This is a genomic window from Acetobacterium bakii, assembly GCF_001263355.1.
GTDB lineage: Bacteria > Bacillota > Clostridia > Eubacteriales > Eubacteriaceae > Acetobacterium > Acetobacterium bakii.
In genome coordinates this window covers 165,275-175,298 of sequence record NZ_LGYO01000033.1, presented here as the reverse complement: position 1 = coordinate 175,298, position 10,024 = coordinate 165,275, and the positions used below count along the sequence as shown (strand labels likewise).

Here is a 10,024-nt window from a genome sequence, read left to right as displayed (position 1 = left end):
AGTTTCGCAATTACCTAATTAGCTGCTATTCTCGTATCATCATCGTTTGACACTTGGGGCATGTAACTGATGTACATGGCAATCCCGGAACGTGTTTCACTTTTTCTCCGCAATTAGGGCAAAGGCAATATCCGGTGGATGCTGCCACAAGCCCGTCGGGTCCTATTCGACGGCCTCTGCCGCGAGCTGGTCCATCGCCTACTGGTCCTGTTCCATCTTTTCCTGGCATTTTTTATCCTCCTTTTTATAAACTGATTGCTTCAACAGGGCATTCATCGACGCACGCACCGCAATCGATGCAATCATCGCTGACTGCGGCCTTGCCTTCTACAACTTTTATGGCTTCAACGGGGCACACGTCCTCACATTTACCACAACCGATACATTCTTCTTGATTAACTACAGCTGCCATTGATCCGCCTCCTCTATTTTATATATAACATATGTTCATAACTATCTTACATCCATTACGAACATATGTCAATAACTATTTTGCAACTTATTTCTGTCAGGGCGATGGATTATTTTTAAAAATACTTGACAGCGCTGTTTAATCATTGTACAATAATCAATACAAAATACTCAACGTAGAGTATCGGAGGTGACAATATTTGACACGTGTACTTGTTCTCGGCATGCTTGATGTTCAACCTCTGTCCGGCTATGATATTCAGCAGGTGCTGCGGCTGTCCGACGCTGAACGCTGGGGCGGAGTCCTCATCGGTTCCATTTATCACGCCCTGAAAAAAATGGAAAAAGAAGGTTTGGTGGCAGTTGACAGCATTGAACAAACCGGCCATCGCCAAAAGGCCATTTATAAAATCACCAAAAAAGGCCAGGCTCATCTGCAGCAATTGGTCGGTGAATGCCTCGAAGCATCTTCGGTCAGCTATCCCTCAACCTTGTATTCGGGCCTGTCTTTTATCGAAAAAATTTCCAATGATGATGCCTTAACGGCGCTATATCATCAGCGGGATGCCCTGGCAAGGGAATATGCGGAACTTGATAACGGCATGCGCTTGAAAAATGCAGCCATGAGCAACCATATCCCGCCGATGACCAACCTGATTTTTGAAAACATGTTTGCCATTGTCAAACAGCAGCAGTCCTTTGTGGAAAAGGCGATCCAGTTGCTGGAATCAGAGAAATAGTCCAAACTTTTTCTCCCTCTTAATCGGGGGAGAAAAAAATAAATATATAGTCAACGTTGTGTAAACAACGGGAAGCAAGGAGGAATTTAAAATGAAACTTATTTCTGCCCAAGGTCTGGTGAAGAATTTTCATGGAAGACCGGTGATTAAAGGAATCGATTTTGACATTGAACAGGGTGAGGTGCTGGCTCTGATCGGGCCAAACGGGGTGGGCAAATCCACGGCCATTGCCATGATCCTGGGGATCTTACCGCCGGATGATGGCAGCATTGCTTACTGGCGGCCTGATTACCGGAGTTTTGTGGGCGCTCAGCTACAGTCCACCCCCTTTTTCGAGGGCTATTCCGCCGCCGAAAATCTCAAGCTGTTCGGAGCCCTGTACCATACCCGATTAAGCCGGGAGCAGATCCAGGAAAAACTGGAAAGCTGTCATTTAGCTGATGCCGGAAAAACCCCGGCCATCAAGCTGTCCCTGGGTCAGCAGAAGCGGCTGGCCATTGGTGTAACCATTGTGCATCACCCGGAATTGGTGGTGCTGGACGAACCTACGGCGGGTCTGGATCCCCGGGCCCGATATGAAATCAAAGAAATGATTCAAACCATGGCCCAAAACAGCCAGACGGTTTTGTTTTCATCCCATGACATGGATGAGGTGGAACAGATTGCGGACCGCCTGATTTTCATGAATGACGGCCGTATCGTCGATGCCGGCAAACCGGAAACGCTCATGGCAAAACATGGCGTCGGCAATCTGGAAGCCCTATATCTGAAACTGACCCCATCACAATTTAAAGGAGGCCTCCAATGAATACTGTTTTTAACCTGTCGCTCCGGTCCGCTGCCCGGGAACCGTTTCTGCTGTTTTGGTCGATTATCATGCCCATTGCCGGAACCATCGGCCTGGGAATGCTGATTCATCAGCCGGGATATGCCTTACAGATTACCACCGGGATGATGGCCACGGGCATTTTATTCTATGCCTTTACCACCACGGTTTTTTCGGTGCTGGCCCAGCGAAAACGTGGGGTGTACAAGCTTTTAAGAGTGACGCCGATGCCGTTGTGGCGTTACATCCTCAGTGTTTCCGGGGCCTGGATCCTGGTTTCGCTGTTATGCGCGGGACTGGTTCTGGCTGTCGGCTCGATTGTCTTCGATTTCCGTCTTTCTATCCTGTCGGTGCTGATGATGGGGATGGTCTGTGTTTTAGGAGCCGGGGGTTATGTGTTTTTAAGTTTCTTTATCTCGGGTTTATGCAAATCCGAAGCCCAGGCCAGCATCGCCACGAATTTAATCACCCTGCCCTTCCTGCTCTGCAGCTCGGCGTTTTATTCCCTGGAGAGCGCTCCGCAATGGGTCCAGCTCATCAGCGCGTTCAACCCCTTCCAATGGTTTGTAAACGGCCTGCGCACCGGCTTTTTAATGGATGTAACCGGCTGGCTGGCCAGCATTGGGGTGCTGCTGCTGATCCTGCTGATCACCCTGTTTTTGGCGGTTAAATCCTTTGGCTTCAGCGAAGCCTGATTTGCTGGCGGCCGTTGTTGGTGCAGAACCGTCCCGGGGACAATGGTAATATCAGCAGTCGGATGCACAACCCGGGGTTGCTGGCGATTGATAATCGCCCCTTGAACCAAAATTCACAGAGAACGACAAGCACCCAATTGAGAATAACAAGCATCATACAAGGGGCGGGTAGTACCCGCTCGCAACCTAAAGACGATATCCATCGCCTGCATTAAACCCAGCGACCATAGCATTGGCATTTACTTACCTCAATGCCATGATTGATCACATTTCCTTTTGATATTTGTTTATTAAATAAATACCAATGAAATGATAAATAAGAAACACGATAACCACTGCCAGGGTAACCCATAACGGTGCGGATATCAGAATGGTGATATAGGCAATGGCCATAATCAACCACTGGGTTATGTCCCCGGCCTTAGCCTTTGCCCGATTACGAATCATGGTGTTTCGTTCATCGTGAAAATCGATTTGAGACTGCTTTTCAAGGGCGGGATTATTAAGTTCCAGCTGCTTCATGACCAGATTTGCTAAACTCATCCCAATCAAACCAGCACCGATTCCGAGTAAGCTGCCGACGACGGGCTTCATCATGGCATCATTAAAAATAATGCTGATGCCAATGCAGCAAATACCAATAGTCAGCAGAACAATATAAAACGAGCGATTTTTCAACATGGTTTTTCCTCCTCATAAATAAATATTTCTTCAATGGTCTTATCAAAAAAGAGGGCAATTTTAAAGGCTAACAGGATCGATGGATTATATCGTCCGTTTTCCAGAGAGCCAATCGTTTGCCTGGATACCTCCAAAGCGGTTGCCAGTTCTTCCTGCTTGATGCCCCGTTGCTTGCGTATTTCTTCCAGCTTGTTTTTCACAGTATTACCTCGCTATCAAAAGAATGGAAAGTGCACTTTCCATAAATAAGATATCATGATTCGCGAATCATGTCAAGCTAACTTTCCATTCAAAAAAAACAGAGCAGCTCACGAATGTGCGCTGCTCTGTTTTTATGACTTGTAATTTTTTTCGGAATATTTACACTAAAGCTCATCATTTTATGGTTTAATGAGCTTAGTATTATATAAAGACCCTCATTTTTTCAATCAATCTAAGGAGTTTTACAATGGAGTCTCAGATCAAAATCATTCCCGGAAAAAGCTTCAGCCATGCCTTAACCCCGGATCTGTCCCCGGACGCGGTCCAGGCGGTGCTGGCCTTTCATCAATCCCTGCCGATGTATGAGCAAACCCCGTTAATCGCCCTCCCCTGTCTGGCGCAGAAACTGGGGATCGGCGGTGTTTTTGTCAAGGATGAATCCCGGCGTTTTGGGCTCAACGCTTTCAAAGCGCTGGGAGCCGTCTATGCCATGGCCAAAATCATTGCGGGACTTATTGATGCCGATGGCGAGCAGCTTAATTTTGCCGATCTCACCGCGGATGCGGTTCGGCATCAGACCAGGGAGCTGGTCTTTATCACTGCCACCGACGGCAACCACGGCAAAGCGGTGGCCTGGGCCGCCTCGATTTTCGGGTGCCAGGCCATTGTTTACATGCCCCAGGGCTCCCGGGCCTGCCGGGCCGAGGCCATCCGGGCGGTCAATCACACCCCGGTCGAAATCACCGATTTAAACTATGACGACACGGTGCGCCTGGCCTGGGAGACGGCCCAAAAAAACGGCTATCAGCTGATCCAGGACACGGGCTTTGCTGGCTATGAAGATGTGCCCAACCATATCACCCAGGGCTATACCACCATGGTCTGGGAGGCCCTTTCCCAATTATCGGATTTTGGCAAAAAAAAACCCAGCCATGTTTTTCTCCAGGCTGGGGTGGGTTCTATGGCCGGTGGTGTCCTCGGCTATCTGAGTCATTATTATCCGCACGATCCGCCCGTCACCGTCATTGTCGAACCGTCCACCGTGGCCTGTATCTATCAATCCGTGGCAATTGGCAATGGCCAGCCTCAAGCCATTGACGGCAACCCGGTCACCATTATGGCCGGCTTAAACTGCGGTGAGCCCAACCCGCTGACCTGGCCGATTTTAAGGGACTTCGCCGCCTTTTATGCCAGCTGCCCGGATAGGATCACCGAACTGGGGATGCAAACCCTTGGCAAACCCCTGGGCACCGATACAAAAATCATCTCCGGAGAATCCGGGGCGGTCGGGCTGGGGCTGCTGATGGCGTTGTGTGAGGATGAAAATCTCGCCGCCCTGAAACAGGAGCTGCAGCTTGACCAGTTTTCGACAGTTCTGCTTTTCAGCACCGAGGGTGACACGGATCCCGAGGGCTATGCTGCGATTGTAGAGAAACCGGAGTGAAAATTGATCGGGATTTTGTTGATAAAACCGTCCATGGCAATTGGCATGCGTTGGCTGGTTGCCCGAGGATGTGGGGTGTACAACCCGAGGTTGCGGGCGATTGATAATCGCCCCGAACCGGAACAAGCGTATGATTTTAAGCAAAGGTTAGTTTAATCCCGTCGGGGCGGGTATTAACCGACTGCATCCTATCATAAATAGTTTTGCGCCGTCGTTGCAATGTGAATGACGGCAAATATTACAGTTGGGATGAGCGCCGGATAATTTCCAAGATACAGGCCCACCCCGATGAAATAAATGGAGGGCAAAACGGCCATGCCTACCAGCAGCATTGGGGTAATGGCGGTGGAAAAATAAATAACCCAGGAAAGCAGATAACCGATGAAACAGATCACGGCTATTCCCCCAATCCATTTTTTCTGTGGTGACGCTTTCGCTTCTTTATTAATCAGCATGATCAGCATGGCAATCATCAGAACCTGGCAGACGCTGCCAAGCAAACCAATGACAGGGATCGCCGCATCATTGTCCTGAAGGGTCGTTGTTACCGGAGGCATGACCGCCCAGAAAATACTTGGCAGCATGGGCAGCAGTACGGCCATCAGTCCGGCGAGCGAAAAGCCTATTTTATAATTCTTTAGTATCATGGCGCTCCTTCTTTTTCAGTTTTTTCAGTCATTATTCTTCAACTCATCAATATAATCGCTGCTCCAATCACAATATAAGTGCTGCTGCCGGATGCCAAGCTCAAGCATTTTTAGTATATATTTGTGATTATGCATGTCTTCCAATCCCTGGAACGACTTCATAAACATCTCATAGGATTCCAGCCGCTCTCGGTTCTGCTGATGGAATTTCTCAAGATGATGGATGACATCCGCTTGGTTGCTGTCATTGGCAAGAAAGAATTTAAGGAAGGCTTCGCTTCGTACCGTGTCTTTTTCGCACTCCTCGGTCATCCAGTCATTAAACACCTGACGGCCTTTTTCGGTAATGGTATATCTGAATTTGACCCGATTACCGGACTGCTGATCCTCCCGGGCATCCAAAAGCCCATCATTTTGCATGGCATTCAGTTCGGGATAAATCTGTCCATAGCTTTCCTGCCAGAAAAATGACATTCTCCTGTCAATGCAGTTTTTAATTTCATATCCGGTCATGGCTTCATCTCTCAGTAAACCAAGGATGACGTAGCGTGTCTTTTTTTTCATTCTGGCTAGCTTACCTTTCCCGGGCAATCAGTTTTTGAATTTTTTCGATACTTTTATCGGTGCCTGGATCTTTCACAGTCAGGGGATTAACAAACTGAAAAGTTTCCACAATGACATTATCCTTTAAATATTCCTTCATCTTGGCAAAACATTTGTCCGCTCCACCGCCGGCATGGGTGGCGATCAGAATAATCTGTTTTCCTCTGATGCTGTAATCCTTAAGAAATGTATGAATGGGTGGTGCAAATGTTCCGGCCCAGACCGGGCCGCCGATGATCAGGGTATCGTATTTTTCCCAATCAATGGTCTCATTGACTAGTTTTGGTTTTTCCCCGAAGGTGGCACTTTTTCCGGCCCAAAAATACTTGCTGATCCTGCCGGTCGGGTACTCTTTTTGGGGAATGAGCCGGTATAAATCGGCAGTATGGGCACTACCAATTTTTTGTGCAATGCTGTCCATGTTTCCTTCCAGCGAATAATAGATAATGGCTGTTTTCATTTTTCGATTCTCCTTTTGAATATTTTTAGTATCTTTTAGATATATAGTACCATGTTTTTTTTATTTGTCAATGCGTGATTTTAAATAAAAAAAGCAGCGACATTGGCGTCGCTGCTTTTGGGGTTGTAGATAAAAACTTTCTGGGTAATTGGCATAAGTCGGGCATTTTCCCGTGGACCTTTGTGTATGTCCCAGGGTTGCGGGCGATTGATAATCGGCACGAAAAATCTTGAATACATGATTTAAAATGAAACAAACGAAAATTTTATATTTTTTCCCTATTCCTTCACTGATTAGCAGTAATTATTCAAGATACCGATCTTTCAATACTGTCAGGTCGTCATCAGTCAGTCCGATGGCATCTTTTAAGAAGCTGTCCATTGATCCGTATTTTTCATCGACGCTATCGAACATTTTTTCCATATAGCTTGAATTAACACCAACCAGGGCATAAACATCTTCAATGGTATTGGCATCAGCGGTTCTTTTTTTAGTTTCACTGATCAGATAATCAATGTCTTTCGCATAAAAATCATTGGTCAGAGCAAAATCTTCCATAATCGTCGCCTGGTCAACACCAAGAGCAGAAAGCAGTAATACGGCGGCGACACCGGTACGATCCTTGCCACCATTACAGTGAAACAGAAACGCACCGTCTTCATGGGCGAGTAATTTTTCGAAAAATTCGCGGTATCCCTTTTGCCCGTAAGTATCCGTTACAAGCCCTGAGTACATGGTCTCACTGAAGATTCCATTTTCTGCCGTTGCGATTGCATCAGCAATCGGATCGCCGGTACTCACATAGGATATCGTTGTTAAATAGGCCGGACTACTCTCATTAACAATGGAAATTTGTTCCGCAGTGGTGCCGGCAATGACAGGATCCAGAGCGCCTTTAATTTCAGCGGTTGTCCGCAAATCGATGATTTCCGTCAGGTGATACGTTTCAGTTAATCTGGCAATATCTTCGGTAACCGCTCCTGATAATTTCCCCGTCCTCAGTAAAACGCCATCTTTGATTTTTTTTCCGTCAGTTGTTACATAGCCGCCCAATTGACGGGCGTTGCCAACCCCGGTTAATCCGATGGTCTGACTTTCCGAGGTTACAGTATTTTCTATCTGCTTACTTTCGCCGGTATCTCCGGCCTCTTCTTCACCAGTGTTAGCACCACATCCGGCCAATGCCGGGGCACATGCCAAAGCCACTATACATAATCCCAAAAGAACAATTCGCTTATTTCTTTTCATTGTCATTTCTCCTCATTTATCTTAAATTTTAAAGCGTTCGCCCACTCGCCTGGGTTACCAAAGCGTATCTGAGCAGGTGAAGTTTAACCGCGCACTTTAGGTTTTGACAAACGCAGCATTTGTTTAATTCATATCAATTTCAATTGATGCATAGCCCTAAAAACGACAAGGCATTCCCCAATCACTACCCGACTGATCCGGGGATGTTCCCTTTTAATATCAGCAATCAGTCCGTCATCCGTTTCCCGTAGAACCGCGTCGCCACTCTTATAAAGAAAAAGGGAGATCGCTTTAAAATCGTCGATGCCGTCTTTATTTTTTAGAAGCCACTGGTAAACCAGATCGATATGGATGATCAACCTGTGGTGTGTGCTGATAAAGGCCTGCAGGTTATCAACGCTGTCAGGGTCATCGGAAGCCATCAGTTTGTCTTCGATCAGGGTGGTGGTCAGCATCAGATTCATAATCTTGAGTTTGAAGGCAGCGGTGTAATTGGCCGAGTTTTTGATATCTTCAAAGAAATTGACGATGATCTCATCATACATATCAAGCAGATCTTTTCGGGCATCTTTCTCAGTGTAGGGCAGCACAAATTTGCTCAACAGCATCACCAGAATGCCCCCAATGATCACATAAACAATGCGATCAAAGCTTAGATTGGTGGCATTGTCGATTAACGCCAGTGAACTGATGGCGGTGATGGTCGTAAAGATCATTGAATAAACGTACTGATTCATAAAGACAATCGTCAGAAACAGCGAGATGATCATCACGAGCAGGCCCGCATTCTGTAGATGCAGGATCGAAAAGATCACAACCACGATTGCGCCACCGATTATGGTGCCGACGATCCGCAATCCGGTTTTTTTGCGGGATATTTCATAAAAAGGATAGGTTAGCGACGAAATGGTAAATAGCAGCCAGCTGCCGTGTGCGAGCTGAAAGTAGCTGACTAAAAAAGCGCAGATCGTGATGGCAAAAGCCAGCCGGAAGGCATAGGAGAGGCTTAATGCATCGATTGAAAGCTTGACCCGATACCCTTTTACGACCTGATAATGACTGGCTGGATCGCGGCTCTTGGCGAGTCGGTATTTTGCCTGGGGATCCGGCTGACCGGAAGCCTCCAGGCCATCCTTTACAAATTCCAGCTGGCTGATTACACCAAGAACCGCCAGTTCAGCGGTTGACTCGTTCCCGTATTTTTCAAAAAAAGCAGCGAACCCGATATCGGCAGGGTCCGGTCGATTTTTTTCTTCAAAATAAGCACCGATTTGTTTCAGTAAAAGGCCCAATTCATCCAGCAGGGCATCGTTGTCCGAAACATCCGCAAGCTGGGGCAGGAGATCGTTGATCTGTTCAAAAGCGATGGCCAGATCGAGGTTTTTTTCGCTTTCTCCGGTGAAATAATAATGATCGATCCGGGCGTCGTAAAGGATCCACTTGAGCTGACTGACGGCCGCCCTGATTGCCTCATCGACGGGTTTCGTGTCTTCCCCGTTTTTGATGCCGGCAGTTTTAAGACCGAGGTTTTTTAAAATCTCCAGAAAAATTTTTCGACTCTGCACTGCCACCCGATTCCGATTGACCCGCCATTGAATGACCATGATGATGACCGCCCCGGTAACCAGCGCCGCCAGCCGCAGCGGCAGGGCTTCTAAGCTGACCGGAGACACAATCAGAAAGACGTACTGCATACTGAAGGGCGTCGAGATCGGTGAGCTGATGGTATAGCTTAAGGCGGCAGCAATGGTGAACAGGCTGATGAAATTGATGGGGATGGCCAGAAAGAGATTGAGCGAGGATACATAGGCAACCAGCCCCATGATGACATTAAACAGGATCAGTTTGATGGTAGTTTTGACCGGAGTGGCGGTCAGATCTCTTGACAGATACATCAGCACCGCCAGCACGGTGCTAATGCCAATGGTCACATTATCACTGCCGAACAGGAAGCCAAAGAGTCCAACAAACAGAATGATGATAAAAAACAGCATCATCGGTTTCCCTATTTTTTTAAGCATTTGTATTACCTCGCCAATCCCGGAATATTTATGGGTTTGCTTTCTTT

General features: G+C 47.2%; 14 protein-coding genes. 4 read left to right on the top strand and 10 right to left on the bottom strand.

Annotation, left to right across the window (positions count from 1 at the left end; translation table 11 throughout):
* Positions 1-25: 25 nt before the first annotated feature.
* Positions 26-229, bottom strand: a complete 204-nt coding sequence (locus AKG39_RS13430) for a DUF5320 domain-containing protein (protein WP_050740915.1) — start codon at positions 227-229, stop codon at positions 26-28.
* Between the two features lie 15 nt (positions 230-244).
* Complete coding sequence (locus AKG39_RS13425) at positions 245-412, bottom strand: 4Fe-4S binding protein (RefSeq protein ID WP_050740914.1); 168 nt, start codon at positions 410-412, stop codon at positions 245-247.
* Positions 413-611: 199 nt separating this feature from the next.
* On the opposite strand from AKG39_RS13425, the gene AKG39_RS13420 reads away from it, so the two are divergent.
* The 3 genes from AKG39_RS13420 to AKG39_RS13410 all read left to right on the top strand — a co-directional run bounded on the left by AKG39_RS13420 (position 612) and on the right by AKG39_RS13410 (position 2,672).
* A complete protein-coding gene (locus AKG39_RS13420; protein WP_050740913.1) occupies positions 612-1,151 on the top strand; it encodes a PadR family transcriptional regulator in 540 nt (179 codons plus the stop codon).
* Between the two features lie 91 nt (positions 1,152-1,242).
* The gene (locus AKG39_RS13415; RefSeq protein ID WP_050740912.1) at positions 1,243-1,959 is read left to right on the top strand and encodes an ABC transporter ATP-binding protein; all 717 of its coding nucleotides are present in this window, start codon (positions 1,243-1,245) and stop codon (positions 1,957-1,959) included.
* Complete coding sequence (locus AKG39_RS13410) at positions 1,956-2,672, top strand: ABC transporter permease (protein WP_050740911.1); 717 nt, start codon at positions 1,956-1,958, stop codon at positions 2,670-2,672. Before AKG39_RS13415 ends, AKG39_RS13410 begins: the two co-directional genes overlap by 4 nt.
* 264 nt (positions 2,673-2,936) lie before the next feature.
* Here the strand turns inward: AKG39_RS13410 and AKG39_RS13405 are convergent, their stop codons facing one another.
* Complete coding sequence (locus AKG39_RS13405) at positions 2,937-3,353, bottom strand: DUF2178 domain-containing protein (RefSeq protein ID WP_050740910.1); 417 nt, start codon at positions 3,351-3,353, stop codon at positions 2,937-2,939.
* Positions 3,347-3,553 carry a helix-turn-helix transcriptional regulator gene (locus AKG39_RS13400; RefSeq protein ID WP_050740909.1) on the bottom strand — a complete coding sequence of 69 codons (207 nt, stop codon included), beginning with the start codon at positions 3,551-3,553 and terminating at the stop codon, positions 3,347-3,349. The genes AKG39_RS13405 and AKG39_RS13400 overlap by 7 nt, the downstream gene beginning before the upstream one ends.
* Before the next feature lie 248 nt (positions 3,554-3,801).
* Here AKG39_RS13400 and AKG39_RS13395 point away from each other — a divergent pair, with 248 nt between their 5' ends.
* On the top strand, positions 3,802-4,998 hold the full coding sequence (locus AKG39_RS13395) for a diaminopropionate ammonia-lyase (RefSeq protein ID WP_050740908.1): 1,197 nt from the start codon (positions 3,802-3,804) through the stop codon (positions 4,996-4,998).
* Between the two features lie 191 nt (positions 4,999-5,189).
* On the opposite strand, the gene AKG39_RS13390 is transcribed toward AKG39_RS13395, so the two are convergent.
* From AKG39_RS13390 to AKG39_RS13370, 6 genes are all read right to left on the bottom strand, one after another.
* Positions 5,190-5,645: a hypothetical protein gene (locus tag AKG39_RS13390; RefSeq protein ID WP_050740907.1), complete on the bottom strand. Its 456-nt coding sequence runs from the start codon at positions 5,643-5,645 to the stop codon at positions 5,190-5,192.
* Between the two features lie 24 nt (positions 5,646-5,669).
* On the bottom strand, positions 5,670-6,209 hold the full coding sequence (locus AKG39_RS13385) for a PadR family transcriptional regulator (protein WP_050740906.1): 540 nt from the start codon (positions 6,207-6,209) through the stop codon (positions 5,670-5,672).
* 10 nt (positions 6,210-6,219) lie between these two features.
* Positions 6,220-6,708, bottom strand: a complete 489-nt coding sequence (locus AKG39_RS13380; RefSeq protein ID WP_050740905.1) for a flavodoxin family protein — start codon at positions 6,706-6,708, stop codon at positions 6,220-6,222.
* 80 nt (positions 6,709-6,788) lie between these two features.
* A complete protein-coding gene (locus AKG39_RS20110) occupies positions 6,789-6,947 on the bottom strand; it encodes a hypothetical protein (protein WP_160316195.1) in 159 nt (52 codons plus the stop codon).
* A 64-nt stretch (positions 6,948-7,011) separates the two neighbouring features.
* Positions 7,012-7,956 (bottom strand): tyrosine-protein phosphatase, encoded by a 945-nt coding sequence (locus AKG39_RS13375; RefSeq protein ID WP_050740904.1) that lies wholly within the window; start codon positions 7,954-7,956, stop codon positions 7,012-7,014.
* A gap of 128 nt (positions 7,957-8,084) precedes the next feature.
* The gene (locus AKG39_RS13370) at positions 8,085-9,977 is read right to left on the bottom strand and encodes an FUSC family protein (RefSeq protein WP_050740903.1); all 1,893 of its coding nucleotides are present in this window, start codon (positions 9,975-9,977) and stop codon (positions 8,085-8,087) included.
* Positions 9,978-10,024 lie beyond the last annotated feature (47 nt).

Coding starts and splice junctions, on each gene's coding strand:
- AKG39_RS13430 (WP_050740915.1), bottom strand. CDS start 229: ATGCCAGGAAAAGATGGAACAGGACCAGTAGGCGATGGACCAGCTCGC.
- AKG39_RS13425 (WP_050740914.1), bottom strand. CDS start 412: ATGGCAGCTGTAGTTAATCAAGAAGAATGTATCGGTTGTGGTAAATGT.
- AKG39_RS13415 (WP_050740912.1), top strand. CDS start 1,243: ATGAAACTTATTTCTGCCCAAGGTCTGGTGAAGAATTTTCATGGAAGA.
- AKG39_RS13410 (WP_050740911.1), top strand. CDS start 1,956: ATGAATACTGTTTTTAACCTGTCGCTCCGGTCCGCTGCCCGGGAACCG.
- AKG39_RS13405 (WP_050740910.1), bottom strand. CDS start 3,353: ATGTTGAAAAATCGCTCGTTTTATATTGTTCTGCTGACTATTGGTATT.
- AKG39_RS13395 (WP_050740908.1), top strand. CDS start 3,802: ATGGAGTCTCAGATCAAAATCATTCCCGGAAAAAGCTTCAGCCATGCC.
- AKG39_RS13390 (WP_050740907.1), bottom strand. CDS start 5,645: ATGATACTAAAGAATTATAAAATAGGCTTTTCGCTCGCCGGACTGATG.
- AKG39_RS13385 (WP_050740906.1), bottom strand. CDS start 6,209: ATGAAAAAAAAGACACGCTACGTCATCCTTGGTTTACTGAGAGATGAA.
- AKG39_RS13380 (WP_050740905.1), bottom strand. CDS start 6,708: ATGAAAACAGCCATTATCTATTATTCGCTGGAAGGAAACATGGACAGC.
- AKG39_RS20110 (WP_160316195.1), bottom strand. CDS start 6,947: ATGTATTCAAGATTTTTCGTGCCGATTATCAATCGCCCGCAACCCTGG.
- AKG39_RS13375 (WP_050740904.1), bottom strand. CDS start 7,956: ATGAAAAGAAATAAGCGAATTGTTCTTTTGGGATTATGTATAGTGGCT.
- AKG39_RS13370 (WP_050740903.1), bottom strand. CDS start 9,977: ATGCTTAAAAAAATAGGGAAACCGATGATGCTGTTTTTTATCATCATT.